The organism is Microvirga sp. GCM10011540, assembly GCF_042650665.1.
Classification (GTDB): domain Bacteria; phylum Pseudomonadota; class Alphaproteobacteria; order Rhizobiales; family Beijerinckiaceae; genus Microvirga; species Microvirga lenta.
Map to the genome: position 1 here is coordinate 1 of NZ_JBHSBQ010000132.1, position 21,720 is coordinate 21,720.

At 65.5% G+C, this 21,720-nt stretch carries 21 protein-coding genes; 12 read left to right on the plus strand and 9 right to left on the minus strand.

Translation table 11 applies throughout. The features are described 5' to 3' along the window. Positions 1-361: 361 nt before the first annotated feature. Genes ACFOYU_RS19455 through ACFOYU_RS19465 form a run of 3 tightly spaced genes read left to right on the plus strand, consistent with a single transcriptional unit; the run spans position 362 to position 5,452 of the window. Entirely contained in the window at positions 362-2,152 is a 1,791-nt protein-coding gene (locus ACFOYU_RS19455) for an adenylate/guanylate cyclase domain-containing protein (protein WP_226739425.1), read from the plus strand. A 39-nt stretch (positions 2,153-2,191) separates the two neighbouring features. Next, the gene (locus ACFOYU_RS19460; protein ID WP_377034889.1) at positions 2,192-3,379 is read left to right on the plus strand and encodes a phosphatase PAP2 family protein; all 1,188 of its coding nucleotides are present in this window, start codon (positions 2,192-2,194) and stop codon (positions 3,377-3,379) included. Between the two features lie 18 nt (positions 3,380-3,397). Continuing rightward, positions 3,398-5,452, plus strand: coding sequence for a hypothetical protein (locus tag ACFOYU_RS19465; protein WP_377034890.1), 2,055 nt, complete (start codon positions 3,398-3,400; stop codon positions 5,450-5,452). A gap of 9 nt (positions 5,453-5,461) precedes the next feature. On the opposite strand, the gene ACFOYU_RS19470 is transcribed toward ACFOYU_RS19465, so the two are convergent. Together ACFOYU_RS19470 and pdxH are read right to left on the minus strand one after the other, a co-directional pair. After that, the gene (locus ACFOYU_RS19470) at positions 5,462-6,184 is read right to left on the minus strand and encodes an SDR family NAD(P)-dependent oxidoreductase (protein ID WP_377034934.1); all 723 of its coding nucleotides are present in this window, start codon (positions 6,182-6,184) and stop codon (positions 5,462-5,464) included. 107 nt (positions 6,185-6,291) lie between these two features. Beyond that, positions 6,292-6,951, minus strand: a complete 660-nt coding sequence (gene pdxH / locus ACFOYU_RS19475) for a pyridoxamine 5'-phosphate oxidase (RefSeq protein ID WP_377034891.1) — start codon at positions 6,949-6,951, stop codon at positions 6,292-6,294. Here pdxH and ACFOYU_RS19480 point away from each other — a divergent pair. The 4 genes from ACFOYU_RS19480 to ACFOYU_RS19495 all read left to right on the plus strand — a co-directional run bounded on the left by ACFOYU_RS19480 (position 6,950) and on the right by ACFOYU_RS19495 (position 10,169). Next, positions 6,950-7,429 (plus strand): RT0821/Lpp0805 family surface protein, encoded by a 480-nt coding sequence (locus ACFOYU_RS19480; RefSeq protein WP_377034892.1) that lies wholly within the window; start codon positions 6,950-6,952, stop codon positions 7,427-7,429. The two genes, pdxH and ACFOYU_RS19480, sit on opposite strands and share 2 nt — an antisense overlap. 255 nt (positions 7,430-7,684) lie before the next feature. Beyond that, a complete protein-coding gene (locus tag ACFOYU_RS19485) occupies positions 7,685-8,626 on the plus strand; it encodes a DnaJ C-terminal domain-containing protein (protein WP_377034893.1) in 942 nt (313 codons plus the stop codon). Positions 8,627-8,748: 122 nt separating this feature from the next. Then, the gene (gene fabI, locus ACFOYU_RS19490; protein WP_377034894.1) at positions 8,749-9,573 is read left to right on the plus strand and encodes an enoyl-ACP reductase FabI; all 825 of its coding nucleotides are present in this window, start codon (positions 8,749-8,751) and stop codon (positions 9,571-9,573) included. 2 nt (positions 9,574-9,575) lie between these two features. Then, positions 9,576-10,169 (plus strand): histidine phosphatase family protein, encoded by a 594-nt coding sequence (locus ACFOYU_RS19495; RefSeq protein WP_226739409.1) that lies wholly within the window; start codon positions 9,576-9,578, stop codon positions 10,167-10,169. Between the two features lie 19 nt (positions 10,170-10,188). Here ACFOYU_RS19495 and ACFOYU_RS19500 read toward each other — a convergent pair whose 3' ends face one another. After that, the gene (locus ACFOYU_RS19500) at positions 10,189-10,773 is read right to left on the minus strand and encodes a helix-turn-helix domain-containing protein (RefSeq protein ID WP_377034895.1); all 585 of its coding nucleotides are present in this window, start codon (positions 10,771-10,773) and stop codon (positions 10,189-10,191) included. A 194-nt stretch (positions 10,774-10,967) separates the two neighbouring features. Here ACFOYU_RS19500 and ACFOYU_RS19505 point away from each other — a divergent pair, with 194 nt between their 5' ends. Further along, positions 10,968-11,468, plus strand: a complete 501-nt coding sequence (locus tag ACFOYU_RS19505; RefSeq protein ID WP_377034896.1) for a fasciclin domain-containing protein — start codon at positions 10,968-10,970, stop codon at positions 11,466-11,468. A 127-nt stretch (positions 11,469-11,595) separates the two neighbouring features. Here the strand turns inward: ACFOYU_RS19505 and ACFOYU_RS19510 are convergent, their stop codons facing one another. Together ACFOYU_RS19510 and ACFOYU_RS19515 are read right to left on the minus strand one after the other, a co-directional pair. Then, positions 11,596-12,465: a CAP domain-containing protein gene (locus tag ACFOYU_RS19510; RefSeq protein ID WP_377034897.1), complete on the minus strand. Its 870-nt coding sequence runs from the start codon at positions 12,463-12,465 to the stop codon at positions 11,596-11,598. Positions 12,466-12,670: 205 nt separating this feature from the next. Next, on the minus strand, positions 12,671-13,030 hold the full coding sequence (locus ACFOYU_RS19515) for a winged helix-turn-helix transcriptional regulator (protein WP_377034935.1): 360 nt from the start codon (positions 13,028-13,030) through the stop codon (positions 12,671-12,673). Between the two features lie 137 nt (positions 13,031-13,167). Between ACFOYU_RS19515 and ACFOYU_RS19520 the strand changes: the two genes are divergently transcribed. Continuing rightward, entirely contained in the window at positions 13,168-13,494 is a 327-nt protein-coding gene (locus ACFOYU_RS19520) for a nuclear transport factor 2 family protein (protein ID WP_377034898.1), read from the plus strand. A gap of 106 nt (positions 13,495-13,600) precedes the next feature. Here ACFOYU_RS19520 and ACFOYU_RS19525 read toward each other — a convergent pair whose 3' ends face one another. After that, positions 13,601-14,968 (minus strand): NAD(P)/FAD-dependent oxidoreductase, encoded by a 1,368-nt coding sequence (locus ACFOYU_RS19525; protein ID WP_377034899.1) that lies wholly within the window; start codon positions 14,966-14,968, stop codon positions 13,601-13,603. A gap of 271 nt (positions 14,969-15,239) precedes the next feature. Here ACFOYU_RS19525 and ACFOYU_RS19530 point away from each other — a divergent pair, with 271 nt between their 5' ends. Beyond that, positions 15,240-15,446, plus strand: a complete 207-nt coding sequence (locus ACFOYU_RS19530) for a hypothetical protein (RefSeq protein ID WP_377034900.1) — start codon at positions 15,240-15,242, stop codon at positions 15,444-15,446. 32 nt (positions 15,447-15,478) lie between these two features. Further along, entirely contained in the window at positions 15,479-16,096 is a 618-nt protein-coding gene (locus ACFOYU_RS19535; RefSeq protein ID WP_377034901.1) for a hypothetical protein, read from the plus strand. 33 nt (positions 16,097-16,129) lie between these two features. Here the strand turns inward: ACFOYU_RS19535 and ACFOYU_RS19540 are convergent, their stop codons facing one another. The 3 genes from ACFOYU_RS19540 to ACFOYU_RS19550 form a co-directional block, all read right to left on the minus strand. Further along, complete coding sequence (locus ACFOYU_RS19540) at positions 16,130-16,741, minus strand: DUF3858 domain-containing protein (RefSeq protein WP_377034902.1); 612 nt, start codon at positions 16,739-16,741, stop codon at positions 16,130-16,132. After that, positions 16,720-17,487, minus strand: coding sequence for a transglutaminase family protein (locus tag ACFOYU_RS19545; RefSeq protein ID WP_377034903.1), 768 nt, complete (start codon positions 17,485-17,487; stop codon positions 16,720-16,722). The genes ACFOYU_RS19540 and ACFOYU_RS19545 overlap by 22 nt, the downstream gene beginning before the upstream one ends. Before the next feature lie 117 nt (positions 17,488-17,604). Then, a complete protein-coding gene (locus ACFOYU_RS19550; RefSeq protein ID WP_377034904.1) occupies positions 17,605-17,973 on the minus strand; it encodes a DUF3857 domain-containing protein in 369 nt (122 codons plus the stop codon). Between the two features lie 948 nt (positions 17,974-18,921). Between ACFOYU_RS19550 and ACFOYU_RS19555 the strand changes: the two genes are divergently transcribed. Beyond that, a complete protein-coding gene (locus tag ACFOYU_RS19555) occupies positions 18,922-21,642 on the plus strand; it encodes an Ig-like domain-containing protein (protein WP_377034905.1) in 2,721 nt (906 codons plus the stop codon). Positions 21,643-21,720: the final 78 nt, after the last annotated feature.

A 21,720-nucleotide genomic window follows, 5' to 3' on the forward strand; every position in this document is an offset into this window, starting at 1 on the left:
CATCCGGCTAGGGGCTTGGTTCGCGGGCACACCGCTCGCGCGAACGCGTCAGTCAGCATTCACAAGGCTCATGACGCTTCCAACAGGTGCATGATGGATTCGCCAGCAGTATCAAGGGGGAGGAGAGTAACACAGCGCTATCTGCGAGCTTCGATCAGGCCCCCAGACCCGGCGGAGGAAAGCCTGTCCCGACGCAAGGAATCCTCTGGCGCAATGCAGCGACCAAAGGGGAGTACCCACCGCACGCTTGAAAACACGCCTCTGTCGGCATTACCATACGTAATACTGACTATTCGCTGTCGTCCGCCTTTTTCCGGCAGGGCCTCTTTGCCGGTGCGCAACCGTGTCGCCGGAGGATGCTTTGGCTCAGATCGGTCAGCAACCCGACGAGCCTTATTCCGCTGCAGTGCGGGCCAACCGAGCCGTGCTGATCCTCGACGTCGTGGAATCCGTGCGCCACGTGGAGCAGGACGAGACCGCTTTCGTGTCCCGCTGGCTCGCCTTCGTGGAGCATGTCAGGACCGAGATCCTTCCGGAATTCAACGGCCATTTCACCAAGGGCCTCGGCGACGGGATGCTGCTGGATTTCGACGACGCGCGCTCGGCGGTTTCGGCGGCCTTCGCCATCCAGCAGGCGAGCCATCGCGGGAATGCGGGTCTTCCGCCCGCGCAGCAGGTGATGCTGCGCATGGGCGTCGAGATCAGCGACGTCATCGTCGATCACGCAGATCTGTACGGACGCGGCGTCAGCCGCGCCGCGCGGCTTCTGACCCTGGCGGGTCCCGGCGAGATCGTGATCTCGGCCAATCTGCGCGACCAGCTCACCGCCGATCTCGATGCGGATATCGAGGATCTCGGCGAGTGCTATCTCAAGCACGTGCCGCAGCCTGTCCGTACCTACCGGATCGGCCCGCCCGGCCCGCGCCCGGTGATCGAGCCCGGCGTTTTCGTCGACGACCTGCGCCCGACGCTGGCGGTCGTGCCCTTCACCACGGACGATGCCGGCGACGAGCATCACGTGCTGGGCGAGGTTCTGGCGGAGGAGCTGATCCAGGACCTGTCACGCTCGCCGGAGCTGCACGTGATCTCGCGCCTGTCCACCACCGTGTTTCGCGGGCGCGATACGCCGCTGGCGCAGATCAGCGCCAATCTCAACGCCGACTACGTGCTGTCGGGCGAATATCGCGTGACGGATCGTTTCGTCGCCATCGAAGCCGAACTCATGGAGGCCAAATCGGGGCAGACCGCGTGGGCGGGTCGCTGCAAGGGCCAAATCGCAGCCGTTCTCTCCGGCAAGCGCGAGCTCATCGACGAGATCGCCATCAACGTGAGCGCGGCCGTGATGGTGAGCGAGCTGCAGCGCGCGCAGTCGCAGGCCCTGCCGACCCTGAAGAGCTACACGCTGCTCATTGCCGCCGTCGCGCTCATGCACCGCCTGTCGTCCATCGACTTCGACCAGGCGAGGAGACTCCTCGAAACGCTGATCGAGCGGGCTCCGCGTCAGGCCGTCCCGAGGGCGTGGCTCGCGAAATGGCATGTGCTGCGCGTGCAGCAGGGCTGGTCGGAGGATCCGCAGCAGGATGCCCGTTACGCGCTGCAATGCACGAAGCAGGCGCTCGACATTGACCCGCATTGCTCGCTCGCGCTTTCCGTCGACGGCTTCGTGCACACGAACCTCCTGAAGGAGCTCGACACCGCCAAGGCGCGGTACGACCTCGCCCTCCTGACCAATCCGAACGACTCCCTCGCCTGGCTGCTCTTGGGAACGCTCCACGCGTTCAAGGGCGAGGGAACGCCCGCGGTGAGCTGCACCCAGCGCGCCCTGAGGCTCTCGCCTCTCGACCCTCACCGCTACTTCTACGACTCCCTCTCTGCGACCGCTCATCTGGCAGCGCACCAGTACGAGCGCGCCCTGAAGCTCGCCCAGCGTTCGCTGCGGGCCAACTGCACGCACACCTCAACCCTGCGGGCCATGGCGATCGCGCAATGGCATCTCGGCCGGCACGAGGACGCGCGGCGGACCGTGAGAAAGCTCCTGCAGATGGAGCCTCAGCTCACCATCCGCCGCTGGCGCGAGCGCTCGCCCAGCGCCGGCTACAGGATCGGGGACGAATGGGCGGCCACTCTGCGGAATGCCGGCGTCCCTGAGTGACGTCGACGGCCGCGGGGCCGAGAACGAGGGAGGACCAACGTGAGTACGGTTTGGGCAGGAATCGGGCCGCTCGGCGGCGTGGGCGGCGTGGGTGGCGTCGGAGGCGTAGGGGGCGTCGGCGGGGTTGGAGGTGTCGGCGGAGTAGGCGGCGTCGGAGGCGTGGGGGGAGTCGGCGGCGTCGGCGGCATCGGGTTCGCCTCGCCGCTCACGACCGACGCGCTGATCCGCAGCCGCGACGGCATCGTCGGGCCGTGGCAGACCATTCAGCCGCCCGGCCCGCTGGCCTTCGACGATCCGGACGTCATGGAGCGCTGGTCGCCCTGGGTCCGGGCCGGTGCAATTGACCTGGAGATGGTGTCGCGCCTCGCCGTCACGGCGGAGGCGGGCGGCGCGAACCCGCGCCTCTTCGTGTGGCATCTCGAGGTTCCGGCCCCGGTCGGCGGCAACCCTCCGGTGCCGGAATACCGCAGGCTCGTCGCCATGGCGCGCCCGTCGCAGGCGATCTTCGAGGCGCAGCTCCACTTTCTAGCAAGCTATGCGGATCTGCGTCCCGACCGGCAATCGGAGATCCTGACCCAGATGGGCGGCGGGCTCGCCTTCCTGTCGTCGGTTTCCTACCTGCACCCGGACCGGACGCCCTATACGCTGGAACTGCTCGCCGCCGTCCTGCGGCTCGCCATCGTGGTGCATCTGCGCCTCAAGCAGGGTCTCGCCTGCCGGCGCCCGGTGGAATACTCGCCGCAGGTCCAGCCGCTCATCCTCACGCCCGCGCACGGCTCGCTTCCCAGCGGGCACGCCACCGAGGCCTTCGCGGCGGCGCTCGTGCTCTGGGAGCTGTTGGAGAACTCCGGACAGGCCGTCTATACAGACGCGGAATGGCGCATCCAGCTCTTGCGCCTGGCCGCCCGGATCGCCATCAACCGCACCGTCGCGGGCGTCCATTTCCCCGTCGACAGCGCGGCCGGCGCGGTGCTGGGGTTGACCCTCGGGCGCTATTTCGTCGACCGCTGCTCCGGCGCCGCGACTTACCGGGACTGGACCTTCGACGGGAGCGCCTGGCCACCCGGCCAGGATTTTGTCTGGCGCGACCTCTACGATCCGGACAACCAGCGGCTGGAGGAGAAGAACTTCCTGATCCGCGGAAATGCCGACCAGGCCCTCGACCCGACCCGGCAGTCCGAACTGCTCACCTGGCTCTGGAACAAAGCCAGGGCCGAGTGGAGCTGAGACAGGGGAGGGCGTGCCATGCCGTGGGAATATGACGATCCCTGGAGCGACCCCCTCGGGCTCGCGAATCTCGATCCCTATCTGCGCTGGTCGCTGGGTCCGGGGCGGGAGGATTTCCTGCTGCCGCGAACCGTCGGCCAGCGGATTCCGCTGCTCGTGCGCTGGCGCGAGAACAAGAACGAGGCGAAGATCCGGGATCTCTGGCGGCGCCTGACCGGCGAGGCGGAGTGGGCCGGGCGCTCGCCGCCGGGAAGCGAGCGCTTCGAGACGCATTTCCTGACCTTTCGGGAGGTCCGACGGCTGTTCGCCGAAAGGGAGTTCCGGCCATTCACGAGAGAGGCGGAGCGGGCCACGCCCGGCCCGCCGCTGCCCGATGCCTCGGTGACGGCGAGGAACGCCCCCTTTCGCCCGAGGCCCACCTCGACCAGCGGCCCGCTCACGTCAGGCACGGTGATCGTCGGCATCATCGACGACGGCCTCGCCTTCGGCCACGAGCGCTTCCAGCGGGCCGACGGAACCACCCGGATCGAGTCGGTCTGGATCCAGGACGGCGAGGACGACGGCCGCAGCGGCTACGGCTACGGCTGTATGATCACGAAGGCCGAGATCGACGCCCTGCTCGCGGATGCCGCGCAGCGGAACTGGGACGAGGACGAATTCTACCGCCGCGCGGGCGTGGCCGATTTCGCCCGAGAGGGCCGCAGACCGGTGGCGCGGCGGGCCTCGCACGGTGCCCATGTGATGGACCTCGCCTGCGGCTTCGCGCCCGGCGAGGCGCCGGACTGGCGCATCGTGGGGGTGCAACTGCCGACCGCCACCACGGCGGATTCCTCCGGCGCGAGCCTCGCCCCTTACGTGGTCGACGCGGTCAAGCACATCCGCGACGCGGCGCTGGCCATGGCCGGAGGGGAACCGGCCCCGCCGGTCGCGATCAATTTCAGCTACGGGCTCACCGCCGGTCCGCACGACGGCACGCACGAGATCGAGACGGCCATCGACGAGATCGTGCGGGACCACAACGCCGTCGCGAGGAACCGGCCGATGCGGGTGGTGATCCCGTCCGGCAACAGCCACCTGGCACGCCTGCATGCGCGGGTGTCGTTCGACACGCCGGACGAGGCGGTAGAGCTGCCCTGGCGAGTGCAGCCTGACGACCTGACGCCGAGCTTCGTCGAGATCTGGCTGCCGCCCGGTCCCGCCGGGGCGGATCGCATCGCCCTGACGCTCGTGACCCCGTCCGGCGAGGACAGCACGCCCCTTCAGGTGAAGGAGGGTCAGCTCCCCGCGCTGCGCTACGTGGCCGACGGCACGGTGCTGTGCGAAGCGCGCTACCACCGCGCCCCGGCGCCGACGGATCGCGGCATGTTGTTCGTCGCGCTCAAGCCCACGGTGCGGCCGGGCGGGGCGGCGGGGCCCCGCCTGGCGGCCGAGTCCGGGATCTGGCGCCTGCGCCTCAAGAACCGGGGATTGCAGCCGGGCGAGATGGTCGAGGCCTGGGTGCAGCGGGACGACGCGCCCATCGGCTATCCGACCCGCGGGCGCCAGTCGTATTTCGACCACGCATGCTACCGGCGCTACGACCATGGCGGCCGACCGATCGAGGAGGACGACATCTCCTGCATCGTGCGGCGCTACGGCTCGATCAACGCCATCGCCACCGGCTGTGAGACGATCATCGTCGGCGGCGTCTACCGCAAGGAGTTGCGGCCTGTGCCGTACTCGGCCGGCGGCCCCGTCACGGTGCCGGTCGGCGCCACGCAGGTCCACCGGGACGGCCCCGATGCGCTGACGGTGAGCGACGATTCCGTCGCCCATCCCGGGGTGCTCGGGGCCGGGACGCGCAGCGGCTCGGTCGTCGTCATGAACGGGACGAGCGTCGCCGCGCCTCGGATCACGCGCTGGATCGCCTGCGAGCTCGCAGCCGGACGGCCCGGGGACCGCGATGCGGTCGAGCAGCTCGCGACCGACCATGAGGCGCAGCTCGATCCGCCGAAGCCGCCGCCTGAACGCGGCGGGGCGGGAAGAATCGTTCTGCCGCCGGTGCGGATGCCGCGGGGGATTCAGGAGGGTTGAAGGTCGTTCCTAGACGTGCTGACCGCCGTTGATGTGCAGCTCCGCGCCGGTGACGTAGGAGCTGGCGTCGGTGCACAGGAAATAGATCGCCTTCGCCACCTCGTCGGGGGTGCCGAGCCGGCGCATGGGAAGCTGCTCGACGATCTTCTCGGTGCCGGGCGAGAGGATCGAGGTGTCGATCTCGCCCGGGGAGATGGCGTTCACGCGCACGCCCAGCGGTCCGAAATCGGCGGCCATCTCGCGGGTGAGGGAGGCCAGCGCCGCCTTGGAGGTGGCATAGGCCGCGCCCGCGAAGGGGTGGACCCGCGAGCCCGCGATGGAGGTCACGTTCACCACGGAGCCCTTGGCCTTCGTCAGCTCGTCCTGCAGGCCGCGGGCCAGCATGATCGAGGCGAAGAAGTTCACCTGGAACACGTGGATCCAGTCCTCGTAGCGGGTGGCGAGGGCGCCGAGCCGCGAGCCCCCCGGTCCCTTGGGCGAGATGCCCGCATTGTTGACCAGGGCGTGCAGCACGCCGCCCTCGGCGGCGAGGCGCTCTTTCACGTCGGCGATGGCGCGGCGGGTATCCTCCGCGTCCGCCAGGTCGACCTGGAGATGGTCCTCGGGACCCATCTCCCAGGGGCAGTTCTCGGGGAATGCGTGGCGCGAGCAGGTGATGACCCGCCAGCCGGCGGCCGAGAAGCGCTTGACCGTGGCATGCCCGATCCCGCGGCTGGCGCCGGTGAGCAGCATGATGCGGCGGGAGGTGTTGCTTGAGGAGGACATGGTGGACCTGTGTGGATGGGCGCGGGACCCTAGCCCCTCGCAAGGTCAGGGTCTACAGCTCGGAATGCATGGGTTTAAGGATAAAGCCTGTTCTTCAGCCAACCCTCGCCCTCGCGGGTGAAGGCGATGCGGTCGTGGAGGCGGAAGGGGCGATCTTGCCAGAACTCGATATAGACCGGGGCGATGCGGAAGCCCGTCCAGTGGGGCGGGCGCGGCACCTCGCCGATGGCGTATTTCGCCGTGTTGAGGGCGACCGCCTTCTCCAGGGCGAAGCGGCTCTCCAGCGGGCGCGACTGCTGGCTCGCCCAGGCGCCGATGCGGCTGTCCCGGGGGCGGCTCTGGAAATAGGCGTCGGCCTCCGCGTCGCTCACCAGGCTCACATGGCCCCGGGCCCGGATCTGCCGGCGCAGGCTCTTCCAGTGGATGACGAGGGCGGCCTTCTTCTGGCCGAGGAGCTCGCGGCCCTTGTTCGATTCCGTGTTGGTGTAGAACACGAAGCCGTTCTCGTCCGCGCTCTTGAGCAGGACCATGCGGACATTGGGCAGGCCGTCCGCGTCCACGGTGGCGAGCGCCATGGCGTTGGGGTCGTTGGGTTCCGAGGCCTTGGCCTCCTCCATCCAGGACTGAAACAGGGTGAAGGGTTCATTGGCTTCGGTGAAGTCACCAGTTGTTAACGAGTTCAAGGTCTTATCCTGAGATGTGACTTTTGCGTTCTCGGAGAGCCGACGCGTCATGATGAGCAATGCGCGCCGTTATAGATCAGACGCCACCCTGCGCGAAGCCATGAAAGTGCTCGCCGCGGGCCTGATCGCCCTGTCGGCCGGCGCCTGCAGCTTCTCCTTTGGGGTCGTGGGGCTGGACGAGATGGCGGCCGAGCCCCAGGTCACCGGCGCCATCGCGCCGAAGCCTACCATCCTGTCCGCCGACCTCGACGAGGAGGACTGGCGCCGGGCCCGCGCCGCGCTCGCGGTGGCGCTCGACCCGCAGGGCCCCGGCACGCAGGTCTCGTGGGACAACCCCGCCTCGGACCGCAAGGGCACCTTCACGCCCGCGAGCGCCCCCTTCGTGAAGGACGATCAGATCTGCCGGACCTTCACCGCCCTCATCAGCGGCGCATCCCCGGCCTCCCTCCAGGGCATGGCCTGCCGCCCCTCCGGCGGCGACTGGGCCATCAAGGAGGTCAAGCCGGTGAAGGGGACCGCCAAGGTTTGAGGCGCCGCTCGGCGGGCCGGACCGGACGGATCGCGACACGCTCGCCTTCCTGCTGCGGAAACTGACCGCCGCCGTGGAGGCGAAAACGGGAATCCAGGAGCGATGAAAGGAGAGCCGGCTCGCGCGAGCACGTGACGTCCGTCCCGTGCCAAGCTTTTCGTGAAAACAGGCGTTGCAAGCGCGCAACACTTTTCCCATATGGTCGTCAGCCCGAAGGGCTCACGAGCCCAATCCCGACGGCTGATGGATTCCAAGATGCGCAACCCTTACGACGTTCTCGGCGTGCCCCGCTCCGCAGACGAAGCGGAGATCAAGAAGGCATTCCGCAAACTCGCAAAGACCTATCACCCGGATCGCAACGCGAACGATCCGAAGGCCAAGGACAAGTTCGCGGAGGTGAATTCCGCCTACGAGATCCTCGGCGATGCGCAGAAACGCGCCCAGTTCGACCGGGGCGAGATCGACGCGGAGGGCAAGCCGCGCTTTACGGGCTTCGAAGGGTTCGGCGGCGGGCGCGGCGCCCGGGGCGAGGATTTCTCGGGCTTCGGCGGCGGCGGCCCCTTCGGCGGGCGCCGGAACAGCCGGGGCTTCAATGCCGATCCGGGCGAGGACTTCTTCTCGCAGATCTTCGGCGAGGCGTTCCGCTCCGCCGGCGGCGACGGGATGCGGCAGGGCCGCAGCCGCCCCCAGCAGAAGGGCGAGGACGTGTCGGCGACCCTCACGGTCACCCTGGAAGAGGTGGCGAACGAGGCCAAGAAGCGCCTGCGGCTCCCCACGGGCCGGGACGTGGACGTGGTGATCCCCAAGGGCGTCACCGACGGGCAGGTCATCCGCCTGCGCGGCCTGGGCGCGGGGGCTCCCGGCATCGATCCGGGCGACGCGCTCCTGACCATCAAGATCGCCCCCCACGAGCGGTTCACGCCCGAGGGCTCCAACCTGCGCCTGCGCCTGCCCATCGAGATCGAGGAGGCCGTCCTCGGCGGCACGATCCGCATTCCGACCCTGACCGGCGCGGTGGAGATGAACATCCCGCCCATGACCAATTCGGGCCGCACCTTCCGCCTGCGCGGCAAGGGCCTGCCGGGCAAGGCGGGGCCGGGCGACCTCCTGGTGACCATGGAGATCAAGCTGCCCGAGGTGGTGGACGAGGACCTGCTGGACTATGCCCGCAAGCGCCGCTCGGCCAAGGCGGAATAGGAATCTTCGCCCTTATGAAGCCCTGATTCACGGGTGGGAGGCCGAGAGGACTTCCCCCCTGTCGCTGTGTCGGTTAAAGAGGCCGCTCTTTCTGACGTGTCCAGCGACGATTTAGGTGAATCATGGCGGAGACAACGGCGCCCGGCATCCTGGCCGGCAAGCGCGGCTTGATCATGGGTGTGGCGAACAATCGCTCCATCGCCTGGGGAATCGCGCAGGCGGCCCGCAAGCACGGGGCGGAACTCGCCTTCACGTACCAGGGCGAGGCCCTGAAGAAGCGCGTCGAGCCCCTGGCGAAGGAGCTCGACGGCGTCGTCGTCGGCCATTGCGACGTCACGGACGGCGCGAGCATCGACGCTGTGTTCGACGAGGTGAAGAAGCTCTGGGGCTCCATCGACTTCGTGGTCCACTGCATCGCCTTCTCGGACAAGGACGAGCTCACGGGCCGCTACGTGGAGACCTCCGAGGGCAACTTCACCAAGTCGCTCCTCATCTCCTGCTATTCCTTCACGGCGGTCGCCCAGCGGGCGGAGAAGCTGATGAACGACGGCGGCTCGCTCCTGACGCTGACCTATTACGGCGCCGAGAAGTGGATGCCCCACTACAACGTCATGGGCGTGGCCAAGGCGGCGCTTGAGGCCTCGGTGCGCTATCTTGCGGCCGATCTCGGCCCCAAGAACATCCGCGTCAACGCCATCTCGGCGGGCCCGATCAAGACCCTCGCGGCCTCGGGCATCGGCGATTTCCGCTACATCCTGAAGTGGAACGAGTATAACTCGCCCCTGCGCCGCACGGTCACCACCGAGGAGGTCGGCGAGACCGCCGCCTACCTGGTCTCCGACATGTCCCGCGGCATGACCGGCGAGATCCTCCACGTGGATGCCGGCTACCACGTGGTCGGCATGAAGAACCCGGAAGCGCCCGACCTCTCCCTCGACAAAGACTAGCCGTGAGCCAGCCCCGCCCAACGATCTACTTCATTCGCCACGGCGAGACAGACTGGAATCTCGAAGGGCGGCTCCAGGGGCAGAAGGACATTCCGCTCAACGAGCTCGGCCAGGTCCAGGCCGAGGAGGCGGGGCGGCGGCTGCGCACCCTCGTGCCCAATGTCGAGGACCTCGCCTATGTGTCGAGCCCCATGGCCCGCACCCGCGAGACCATGGAGCGGCTGCGCAAGGCGATCGGCCTGCATCCCGAAAGCTACCGCCTGGACGACCGCCTGGTCGAGCTGACCTTCGGCGACTGGGAGGGCATGACCTGGAAGGAAGTGCGCAAGGCGGAGCCCCAGGCCGCGGCCATGCGCGAGCGCGACAAGTGGAACTACGTTCCGCCCGGCGGCGGCGAGAGCTACGCCATGCTCACCGACCGCATCCGCCCCGTTCTCGACGACCTAACCCGCGACACGGTGCTGGTGGCCCATGGCGGCGTCGCCCGCGCCTTCCTGGCCGTGACCTGCGGGATTTCCCAGCGCCAGGCCGCCAGCATGGACATCTGGCAGGGCAGGGTGCTGGTCATCGAAGGCCGCAAGCACCGCTGGGTGTGAGGCCTCCCCGGATCCGGAGCTATTCGGGCGCCGTGACGACCATCGCCGAGCACGCCGACGAGCCTTCCTGCCGGTAGCTGTGCGCCGCGCCGGAGTCGAAATACATGGCGTCCCCTTCCTCCAGAACGATCTCGTCGCCCGCGATGCTTATTGCGAGCCTGCCCCTGAGCACGTAGACGAGTTCCGCGCCTTCGTGCTGGTGGGACTCCGACGCCTGCGAACCGGCTGGGAATTCGGCGTAGTAGGCCTGCAGCCTGCGGTTCGTCACGGGGAAGTCGAGGCTCTCGAAAAAATAGGACGGCGCATCCCCCGGACGGTCCGGCAGGCGCAGCCGATCCTCTTTCCGGACCACCGCGATGGTGGGCCGGTCCGATCCCTCGACGAAGAAATGCTCGAGCCCGACGCCGAAGACCAGGGCGATCCGCAGCAGCGTCGGCAGCGTCGGGAAGAGCTGGCCCCGTTCGATCTTCGAGAGCATGGCGGGCGAGAGGCCGGTATGCTCGCCCAGCTGCGCGAGCCTGAGCTTCTTCTTCAGGCGGAGCGTCCGGATCTTGGCTCCGATCTTGTACTGCTCCAGGCCGGCGGCCAGGGTTTCCGACAGCATCTCGCCGCTCCTTTTTCGCTTAAAGAAACTCACGCTATACCGATTTTCACCACATGATAAATTATGTTCATGTCACGATAAAGTGAGTAGAGAGACAATAAGTTTTCACCATATGCAAATGGTGAGAACCAGCGTGGTGGTCTCAACGGTCGCCGAAAGGGGCCGTCCGCATCCACGTTCATGGAGCTAGAACGATGAAATTCCAATTTGCGAATCTGGCCGTGGCCGCAACGGTCGCCCTCGGCGTGGCGCTCGGCGGAACGGCTGCGCGGGCAGCCGACCAGGACATCGTCGAGACGACCGTCGCGGCCGGCCAGTTCAAGACCCTGGCGGCTGCCCTAGGCGAAGCCGGTCTCGTCAGCACCCTTAAGGGTGAGGGGCCGTTCACGGTCTTCGCTCCCACCGACGCGGCCTTCGCTAAGCTGCCGGCCGGAACGGTCGAGAACCTGCTCAAGCCCGAGAACAAGGACCGGCTGACGGCGATCCTGACCTATCACGTCGTCCCCGGACGCGTGACGGCGTCCGAGGTCGCCAAGCTCCAGCAGGCCAAGACCGTGAACGGGAAGGCGCTGACCGTGAGCGCGACCGGCAACGGGGTGAAGGTGAACGACGCCAATGTCACCCGCACCGACATCGCCGCCTCGAACGGTGTCATCCACGTGGTCGACAGCGTGATCCTGCCCCCGACCAACTGACTGTCGAACCCGGAGCGCCCTCCCGGCGCTCCGGGCCCCTTTCAGGCGCCCGGGAGTAGTGGGGCCGCCGCCAGACGAAGCGGCCCCGATTGCGGGCTCCCGCGAAGCCGGGAGCCCGCAATCGTCGTCAGAGCACGAAGTCGGCGTTCGCGAAGGCGTGCAGGCCGACGGCCTTGATCGTGAAGTCGGCATAACCGTCGCCGTTGACGTCTCCGGCGAGATACGTGTTGCCGCTCGACTGGTACGCCTTCAGCTCGCCTGCCACCTTGCGGAAGCCCTGCGCGCCGATGAACTTGAACGCCTGGTTTCCATACGAGCGGGTATCGGCATCGATGCCCGACAGGTTGATCTTGTCGGCGCCGCGGACGAAGTCGCCGATGGTGTCGCCGTTAGCTTCCGACGCGGTGTCGAACACGAAGGTGTCGCTGCCCGAGCGGCCCCACAGGACGTCCCTGCCGCCGTTGCCGTTGAGGGTGTCGTTGCCGGACGTGCCATACAGCGTGTTGTTGTAGCTGTTGCCGACGATGGACTGGCCCGCGGTCGTGCTCGGGGTCGTCGGAGAGGTCGTGGTCGTGGTGCCGACATCGTTCGCCTCGGCCCGCTCCGTGGCATTCGGCGTGCCGAAGTTCTGGGTGACGAAGACCACGTTGTAGCCGTTGATCGTGCCTTCCTTCAGGCCGATCCCGATCTCCTCGAAGGAGCCGTTGACGATGTTGGCGTAGTGGCCGGGCGACTTCATCAGGTTGGCGTGCAGCTGACGGACGGTCGCCTCCGTCATTCCGCCGCTCACATAGGCGATGTTCTCGCCCCAGCCCTGCCAGCCGTAGCCGGCCGCTGTCATGCGGGCGCCCGCGCTGGAGCCGTTCACGCCCGTGTGGGAGAAGGTGTCAGTCTGATCCATCCAGGCGCTGTGGGCATCAGACGAATCCAGAAGTTCGCCGTCGAACGTGAGCGGCCTGACCCCGGCACCGGCGCGGGCTTCGTTGATGAGCTGCAAAAAAAGAGTTTCTAAATTGGTTGGCGTAGTCATTCTTGCAAATGCCCCTTGAATAAACTTGCTAGGCTTACATTCCGCACAGATGAATCGCTCTCGTTAGTCTTCGGAATGCACGGCTGCGCTTGGCCCGCCATTGTGTTGACAATGTGATTGCTGTGGGGGCGCCGCTTCTCTCCGGGGCAGTGCGGCGCCCCGGTCGGGACCTTCAGGATGCCGAGCGCGCGGATTGCGCCCCGGCATCCGTTTCGCCGGGACGCTCCCGGGCGGCGGCCCATTGCAGCAATGCGTCGAGCGCCGGGCACAGGGCCTGTCCCCAATCCGTGAGGCAATATTCCACCTTCGGCGGCACCTGGTGATGCACGATCCGGCGAACGATTCCGTCCGCCTCCATCTGGCGAAGCTGCTGGATGAGCATCTTCTGCGAGATGGCCGGGATCGCCTTCTCCAGCTCCGAGAAGCGCAGCACCTTGCCGCCGAACAGCCGGAACAGGATCACCAGCTTCCAGCGGCCTTCGAGGAACTTGAGCGCCTGTTCCACCCGGTCGGCGGCGGAGCTGGGAGTCAGGGCTTCTTCCTTACTCATAGGTGAGTACCTTACTTTTTCGTGCGTTCTTGTCTTTCCGTCAGCATACCTCCAAGTTCCTCCCGCCGCTACGGAGCCGGACTCATTTCGAGCGGCCTGGCTCCTCTTGGAGAACCCGTATGAGCAAACGACTTCCTCCCCCGTTGGCTGCCTACTACGAGGCGAAGAACCGGCACGACATCGACGCCATGCTGGCGCCTTTTGCCGAGGATGCCGTGGTGAAGGACGAAGGCCGTGAGCATCGCGGCCGGGCGGATATCCGTTCCTGGATGGAGCACACGACCCGCAAGTACCGCGTCACCATCGACGTCAGGCAGGTCGAAACGGTCGACGACCGGATGCTCGTCTCGGGACTTGTGTCCGGCGACTTTCCCGGCAGTCCTGCGATGCTGCGCTTCGCCTTCACCCTTTCCGGCTCGAAGATCGCGCGGCTGGAGATCGCATGATGAACGCGGCATCCTCGTTCGCCGTCGATCCCCGGGAATTCGCCGGCAAGCGCGCCCTGGTGACGGGCGGCACCAAGGGCATGGGCGAGGCCATCGTCTGAGTCGGTCAGAGCTGGCCGCCGTCGCCCCAACGTTCGAGCAGGGCGTTGTAGGCGGCGTCCTGATAGCGCGACAGCAGGAAGGCCGGCGCGTAATCGGGCAGGGGGGTCTCGGTGATGTAGCGGGCGATGAGCTCTCCGCCCGCGCAGGACGCCATCACGCCGAAGCCCGAGAACGCGCAGGAGATGTACGCGCCTTCGACCGGGACGGGCCCGATGAGCGGCCGGTTCTCCTGCGTGCGCATGTAGTAGCCGCCGTCCATGTAGGGCCGCGGCGTCTTCCCGTTATAGGCCTTGAGCCCCGGAACCATGGTGGACATGCCGCGAAGCGCGATCTCGGGGTAGTATTCCGGCTCCGGCAGCGGGAAGACCGGATCGACCGCGTCGCCATGGTGGTTGAACAGAATGAGCGTCGCCGATGCCCCGTCGGGCCGCCCGTGGACGCCCGCCGGAAACGTCCCGAGGAGCCATTGGGCCTCCTCGTCGGCCGCGAGCGCGGCGCGCTCCTCGTCGCTCCAGGGCAGTTGCTGCTCGTCGAGCCAGATCAGCATCGGCGCGTTGCGCGGCATGCCCCCGAGCGTATCCGGGAAGCTGACCTTGAAGTGGCGCTCGGCCCTGATCGGCAGGTCGACGCCGATCATGTGCGCCATCTCGGCCTGCATCGGCCCGGCGGCCAGCACCACATGCGTCGCGTCGAGCGTGCGGCGCTCGCCCTGCTGCTCGACATGCACGCCGCGAACCCGGCCGCCGGCCGTGTCGATGCCGACGACGCGGCCCTTCAGGATCTGCACGCCGTGCGCGCGCGCCGCCTCCAGCATCACCATGCCGAGCTGCTGGGCGCTGAGCCAGCCGGCGCGCCGCGCATGGACCAGCGCCACCGTCTCAGGCGCCAGAAAGGGAAAATGGCGGCGGATCAGGCTCGCATCCGTGATGACGTCCGCGCCCGACAGCGCGCTGTCGAACCCGCGCTCGGGCGAGGGCGTGTAGGCGCTCTGCGCCGTGTCGTGAAACCGCGCGGCTCCCCCGCCATTCTCCTCGGCCGCCTTCGCCATGGTTTCGAGAAAGGGGATCTTGCCCGCATCGGAGGTCGCGAACACGTAGCCGCGGCGGTTGAGGTTGATGCGGTTGTCGGTCGCCCGCGCGATCTCCTCGATGAGATTGATGCTGCGGTTCATGAAGGCGGTCATGGCCCAGTCGGGTCCGGGCCACCAGTTGCGGTAGGCTTCCGTGGACTTGTCCGAGGTGAGCGAGAGCGGGTTGCCCTCGTCGACCAGCGTGACGTGGTCGAGACCGTGTTCGACGGCGAGCTGGTAGGCCGCCGCGATGCCGGCGATGCCGGCGCCGCAGATGACGACTTTCGATGACGCTGGGGACATGGCGGCCTCGTGAATCAGGCCGCTCGACGCAGGCCGGGGAACGGCCCCCCTATACCAGACCGGACGGCCGAACGGCAGGTGCCTTTTTGGCGAAGACCGCGATTCCGGGAGGCGCCTTTGCGGCGGCCGCCAAGGATGCGCCCGAGCGTGCCGGTTCGATTCAGAAAGCTGTCAGGTGCTCCGGGTTGTTGCAGGGAGCAGCGGCTGCCGAAACGGATCCGCCCGGTTCCGTCATGCCGGGCACCATCGACCGCCCACGACGTGAAGGAACATGATGGCTGAGAAACTCCGGATCGAGCGCTTCGGCGCGTTTCCACGCGTCCAGCGGACCGTTTTCGGCGTCTCCGCCAGTCTCGGGCCGCCATCACCGCCTTCGGACAAGCCGATGCTCTACCGCCACGAGCAGGCCTCCCGCACCGACGAGGAGGCCGAGGCGAACGCGCCGCGCGAAACCGCGGCCGGGAAGGCCCGCGGCTGACATCCGGGCAGGCTATCCACGAGGAAACGAGCATGTGGGACTGGATCGCGAGTAATCATCAGGTGCTCGGCGTGGCGGCGAACATCGCGATGCTGTTCGTCTGGATCGCCTATCTGCAGGTGTTCGTCAGCAGCTACCGCCGGCAGAAGAGGTCGAGCATCCTGGTCCACCGGGGCGCCGGGTCCGGGCTCGAGGCCTGGTGCCTGATCAGCAACATGAGCGCCGAGGCGACCTACATCGAAAGCCTCATCGCGACCGTCGAGACGAAAGAGGGACGCTGGAGCTGCCCGGTTACCGAGCTGCAGGAAGGCCGCTCGGACCTCGAACTGGCGACCCGGCAGGGGCCGGTTCAGGCGGGGCAGTTCGTCGACATCGGATCGTTTCAGAGCCTGATTGAACCTGTGCTTCAAAGGGGCACGTCGCTGCAAGGTGCCGTCGCTCGGGTTGATCTGGGGAATCTCGTAGCCTTTGAGATCAAGGTCATTGCTGTGCATGGTTCTGAGGATCTCCTCAGCGGGGCGATCCGCCGGTTCGACTTGATCAGGCGACAGCGCCAACTGCTCCTGAAGGGACATACTGTCGGGACGCAACAAGTCCGATCTCGTCGCGAGCGGAAGAGGCTGCACGACGATGTCAAGGCGGATCTGTGAAGCCGTCTCTGTGAAATCCGGCGCGTCGCCGGCTCACCGGCGCGTTACGAATGCGGATGATCTTGCATCATCGATGAGAGCATACAGGAGCGCCTGGAGGGCAGGGTACTCGTCCGGCTCGTAGATGTCCTTGTTGATCGTCAGCCGACGCGAGACACGCATTCTGTCTTCTGATGCCTCGTAAGTGGCCGTGTACAGCCCAGCCGAGTTCTCCACCTTGCTGGCAGGAGGAACAGAATCGAGCGAGTACCCATCGGGGAGACCAATGTCATAGGTCCATGTATTCACCCCTGAGCCGACGATGATCGGATACCGGCGTTCTCCACTTGCCGAGAGATACTGACGGAACGTCTGGTACGGCAGGAAATCAATGCCTACTGGAATGCTGAAGGGTACTGTTTTTCCTGTCATGACGACCCCGTGCGGACTGGTCCATTCCGCCTTGAGGGAGAGCACCGTTGCTAGGCTTCTGGGATTGTCCGCATGAACAACGCCAAACCCGCCCTCGGGGCTTTGCGAGATGAGACGGGTGGCGAGGTCCTGGGGAGAACGTGCGTTGGCTACGGCGCTGCGGATGACCGTGTCGGCGCGCCCTGACGTGCCGATGACTTTTGACCCGGCGATCATACCGTCGGGACTGAGCATAAGAGAGGCCTGAACGTTGTATCGGTATCCGAGGCTTCGGATGCAGGTGTCTGCCGAACCTCACCCTTCCCATTGGCGATCACGACGAGCTTGTTCGAGAGACCGATATCAAGCGCATCAAAGCGTGCGAACGGGTTTGTCGGATTCAGGTAGACATCGTAGTCTGGCAGATAGACCATCACGTGATTGAATGCCGCGCTGGACCAGAGCGGCAAAGGCCTTGTCCTGTTGTCCCAATTTACGAGAGCGGGTTCGGCGCGGATCTCGAGAGCTGCCAGGAGCGCCTGGGTCAGCACCACATGATCCTTGCAATCGCCGTAGCCGTTACGGATCACCTCGTCGGCGCTGTGCGCCACCAACCCGGAATCGGGATCAAGCCAGACCGCAAGATAGCGGATGTGGCCTGCAACCCAACCATAAACAGCGTGAGCAGCCTGGAGTCCGGTCCGTCCCTGCGCGATCTGGTCTGCAAGCTGGCGCACGGCCGGGGTCACGGTGTCTTTCCCTGCATTCTGCTGGAAGTACAGAGCCCCGATTTGCTCATAACTGGGAAGCGTCGTCGCCACGAAGATCGGCTGCACATCAAGCGGCGAAACCATATGTGCCTCAGGTAAGGCGCCTGGGCCATCTTCCTTCAGCTCCACCGTGATCTGTCGCGTGCCATCAAGGGTCGCATCGGTGACGATGAACGCTCCTCTCTGGCGCCATTGAAGCGCAAGATCGGCTGGAGCTGAGATCGTCGCCAACAGATCCAGGCTGCCGCCGGAGGCAGCCGTGAGGACAGTATTGAACCCCATCAATTGCGGGGTGACTGATCGCTGCCTTACCTGCAGATGGATACGGCTACCCTTCTGGACTTGCGGTTAGACTATCGTTCGCGTCTCCGAGTTGACGAAGCCTGGTGCATCGCGGGAGGCAGCACTCGGCCTCGTGAAGATGTTTTCTCCGGCGACTGTGAGGCGCCTGCCATCCGGCTGATCGACCCATGCCTCGAGAATATCAAGAACTTCGGACTTTGGGTCGTAGGTGAAGGCAATCTGACTGTACTCGGCGATAGCACGATCAGTCAGGACCACGATATTCTGAGTGGTGAGTTCCTGATGCGTCAGATCTGAATTGACTTGGTAATCATAGGTCACTTCACGGTGAAACGCTTTAGCCCACGCTGAATCGCCTCCTTGGACGAGGAGAAGACCGGTGAGGATAAGGAGACGTTTGAAACTGGAAGCCATGTTCGCAGATCGTGCTCAGTCGAACTCGGTAGGGGCAGAGCCAGGAGAAGGGCTCGATCCAAGCCGCCAATGATCAGTGCGATCAGAGACCGCCTGAGATGAAGCCGCTCAGGTCTTTCGATGACTGTATCGGCCAGTTTCCTACTTCCAAAGGGTTTTGAGCGGGATGGTAAAAGACGGAGCTGAACGGATCGCAATGGCCTTATCCGACGGAGCGCTTACTCCAAGTCGAGCCGGAGCATCGGGAAGTCAAGGAGCGTGTGCGCTCAATGGTTGGGGTTCACGCCGAGCAGCGCCCGTTTGATCCTGAGCAGGAACAAGATGGCTAACATGATCCGCAGAGCGCAGATGGAACGTGCTCGAAACCCGCAGCCCTCCGCGGAGGTTCGAACCGCAGGCCGCATCGCCGCCAGCGTGGACCGCATCGCCTCTTGGGTTCGCTCTCGGGTTCGCGGCAAAGCATTTCACCTGCTCGCCACATGGGCGCGTCACAGCGTGTCTGTCCCAGTCCCGACGGCAACAACACCCATCGGGTGCACCAAAGGCCCATTCGGCCCCTTGACAGGTCCACGCTGCAAACCCGGCCGAGAACTTCCATCTGCCTTTGCAGCAGACGTTTCAGGAAGCGTCTGTCGGCTTGTCCAGCAGCACGTCGTGTCTGGACGATCTCGTCAAGCCATGTCCATCCTTGGCCAGGACAATCCACCCGCCGCTGGAACGGGCGCGGGTTCCGGAGGGCGACGGCCCGGGGCTATCAACAATGTAACGTGTGCCATGGAATGGCGACCGAACCCTGGTGAGGCCCTCATCCGCGGAAAGTGCCGGAGACGAACCAGTTGATTCTCGTTGGGCCCACATGCGGATGGACGATTCCTAGGGCGGAGACTTCATTCCGTTGGTCAAGGGGGCGCGGATGGATTATCATCGCAAAAGCACAAGGGGTCGGCCGTGTATCAATCCGGGGACCATGCCAGTGTTTTTGACATCGGGAGCGGCGCCCATGCGGCGTCGAGCAGTACTGCTGATGCCAAAGCCTCGATTGTCTTCCCGGACGGGCACGTTCTCTTCAACGCTGACTTTCGCAGATCCGGCACCGATCTTCTGCTCGTGGAGGGCGAGGCGAGCGCCACTATCGTTGATTATTTCAGGTCCGAGCGGCGGCTTGGAATCGCAACTCCGGACGGCGCGGGCCTGACCGGCGCAACCGTTGAGGCGCTGGTCGGCTCCGGCCCGGGCGTGGAATACGCCCAGGCAGGCAGTCAAGCGGTTCGCGCGGCGGCAGCCCTGGTGCCGATCGGCCGAGTCGAGAAAGTGTCCGGATCGGCGACCGTGCTGCGCAATGGCAGCTTGGTCGAACTGCGTCTCGGTGACACGGTCGCGAGAGGCGATGTCGTGCAAACCGGGGCCGACTCGTCGCTGATCATCAGGTTTCATGACGGAACGGTATTCAGTTTATCGGCCAGCGCCCGCATGGTGCTGAACGATATGGTCTACACTGCAAGCGCAGGTTCTAACTCCGCCTTGCTTACCCTCGTCCAGGGCGTCATCTCGTTCGTCGCCGGTCAACTCGCGAAAACCGGAGACCTCAAGATCGATACTCCCGTTGCCACCATGGCCATCAGGGGAACGGCCGTTCAGATGGAAATCGAGGCCTCGAGCGGCGTTACGAAGATCTCACTCCTCACCGAGCCTGATGGAACCGTGGGCTCGGTTGTTCTCCTGGACAGGAACAATCCCTCCCGGGTCCTCACCACAATCTCGGATGCCCGCACTGCAACGCTCGTTTCACCGGGGGCTGCTACAAATCTCAGCATCACGCAGGTAACCAAGACCGCTGACGATCTCCGCAATGAAAGCGACCTCGTCCGCGAGCTCTTTCAGGTCTTCACCCCCGGCCCTCAGAGAAGGGGGAGCAGCGATCCTGAGGATACCCTGATCATTCCGGCCGGGTTCATGCAGCCCATGGACACGATCGATCCGTCGCAGTTCGCGGTCACACCTTTCATCCCGGAGCGTGTCGTGTCCCGGGACTTGCTTCTCCCCTTTCTGACGTCTGCGCCTGCGCCGATCAGTGGAGAGGCCGTGGAGGACGGACCGCTCGCGCGGCTTGATGCCGTGGATGTCGTGCCGGCGCGAGCCGCTGCTATGCCCGCTCTGGTGATCGTACCGGCATCGTTCCCTCCTGGCGTGACATACGACGAAGCCTCGCGGAGCTTCTCCCTCGACCCCTCCCATCCGGCCTATCAGGACCTCGGTGAGGGAGAAAGTATGACGATCAGGGTCGATTACGCCCTGCTGGTCGATGGCAACCGCCTTCCGGCTTCGGCTTCCTGGACAGTCGACGGCCGGAACGATGCGCCCGTCGCTGCGGGCGACCGCATCAGCGCTGTCGGGGAAGCCGGGCGGACGGTTCTGAACACGCTCACAAACGATACCGACGCGGAAAACGATGCGCTGCGTATCTCCGACTGGACTGTCCCATCGGAAGGCTCCGTATTCCTCGATGCGTCCGGCGATCTAGTCTTCGATCCCGGCAATGACTTCGGGGCCCTCAGCTTCGGCGAGACCGCGACAGTCTCATTCGCCTATACGGTGTCCGATCCCAAGGGGGCGACGGATACCGCAGACGTCATCCTTCAGGTGCACGGGACCGGAACGTTCTCTTCGCCTTATCAGGCCGCCTCGGCGAGCAGCGTGCTCGACTTCAACGACCAGCCGGTCTCGCTCACCATCAATGCGCCGTCCAAGACGACGAAGGTGAGTGCGGATATCGGTCTCCTCATCGGTCTGGGTGAAGTGCCGCAGCCCCAGATGAACATCCTCTATCTCATCGACATCTCGGGCAGCACATCCGATCCCTTCGACGGACATCCGGTCGGTGATCTCAACGGCGACGGGCTTGTCGATACCGTTCTCGATGCGGAGATCGCGAGCCTGATCGCGCTGACCGGGCAGATCCGTGCGCTCGGGTTTTCTCCCGCCGACGTCTCCGTCACGGTGATCCCGTTCAATGGCAGCGCCGATCCTGCCGATGCCGCGAACCAAGCCGAACGCGCTGCGGCAGCGACGACCTTCACTCTCGGCGGAACCGACGACGGGGCAATCGCGAATTACTTGAGAACCCTCAATGCCAGTGGACAGACAAATTTCGCCGGTGCCCTGCGGGCCGCCAACGACAAACTGCAAATCCTGGATGAGGGCAGCGAGCGGAACTTCCTGTATTTCCTGTCAGACGGCAATGGGCAAGGCGCGCTCGGCGCCGAACTCGCCATGCTCAACGATGTTCACCAGGCGAGGATCACGGCCATCGGCATCGGCGAAGGAGCGAGCCTCTCCGGGTTGAACACAATCGACAATACGGGCGGAGCTTCGCGGCTGACCTTCCCGGACCAGATCGACATCTCTGTTCTCGGTTCGCCAATTCCGAGCGGAACCGTCTCCGATATCGATGTGTTCGTGAACGGGTTGGAGATCACCGGTATCGACCCGGAAGACCTTCGCATCACTTCCCAAGGGCTCGCCCTCGATGTTTCGGTGGGTGGGCTTGGGCGTCTGATCGGCAACGCGAATGACTTGTCGGCGGCAATCACCTTCGCGAGCGGTGAGGTTTTGGCGGCGCAGCTAACGATCAAAGGGGCCTTGCCCCAGTCCAGCGATCTCATCCTGTGAGGGGGGCATGCTCAGGCCATCGCGCCTATCCGTTCCCGACCCTGCCGATCCTGTTCGCGGCAGCACGATGCAACAGGA

Bases quoted from the DNA above. Each gene is read 5' to 3' on its own strand.
- ACFOYU_RS19465 (WP_377034890.1), top strand. From the start codon at position 3,398: ATGCCGTGGGAATATGACGATCCCTGGAGCGACCCCCTCGGGCTCGCG.
- ACFOYU_RS19470 (WP_377034934.1), bottom strand. From the start codon at position 6,184: ATGCTGCTCACCGGCGCCAGCCGCGGGATCGGGCATGCCACGGTCAAG.
- ACFOYU_RS19480 (WP_377034892.1), top strand. From the start codon at position 6,950: ATGATGAGCAATGCGCGCCGTTATAGATCAGACGCCACCCTGCGCGAA.
- pdxH (WP_377034891.1), bottom strand. From the start codon at position 6,951: ATGACGCGTCGGCTCTCCGAGAACGCAAAAGTCACATCTCAGGATAAG.
- ACFOYU_RS19485 (WP_377034893.1), top strand. From the start codon at position 7,685: ATGCGCAACCCTTACGACGTTCTCGGCGTGCCCCGCTCCGCAGACGAA.
- fabI (WP_377034894.1), top strand. From the start codon at position 8,749: ATGGCGGAGACAACGGCGCCCGGCATCCTGGCCGGCAAGCGCGGCTTG.
- ACFOYU_RS19500 (WP_377034895.1), bottom strand. From the start codon at position 10,773: ATGCTGTCGGAAACCCTGGCCGCCGGCCTGGAGCAGTACAAGATCGGA.
- ACFOYU_RS19505 (WP_377034896.1), top strand. From the start codon at position 10,968: ATGAAATTCCAATTTGCGAATCTGGCCGTGGCCGCAACGGTCGCCCTC.
- ACFOYU_RS19520 (WP_377034898.1), top strand. From the start codon at position 13,168: ATGAGCAAACGACTTCCTCCCCCGTTGGCTGCCTACTACGAGGCGAAG.
- ACFOYU_RS19525 (WP_377034899.1), bottom strand. From the start codon at position 14,968: ATGTCCCCAGCGTCATCGAAAGTCGTCATCTGCGGCGCCGGCATCGCC.
- ACFOYU_RS19530 (WP_377034900.1), top strand. From the start codon at position 15,240: ATGATGGCTGAGAAACTCCGGATCGAGCGCTTCGGCGCGTTTCCACGC.
- ACFOYU_RS19535 (WP_377034901.1), top strand. From the start codon at position 15,479: ATGTGGGACTGGATCGCGAGTAATCATCAGGTGCTCGGCGTGGCGGCG.
- ACFOYU_RS19540 (WP_377034902.1), bottom strand. From the start codon at position 16,741: ATGCTCAGTCCCGACGGTATGATCGCCGGGTCAAAAGTCATCGGCACG.
- ACFOYU_RS19550 (WP_377034904.1), bottom strand. From the start codon at position 17,973: ATGGCTTCCAGTTTCAAACGTCTCCTTATCCTCACCGGTCTTCTCCTC.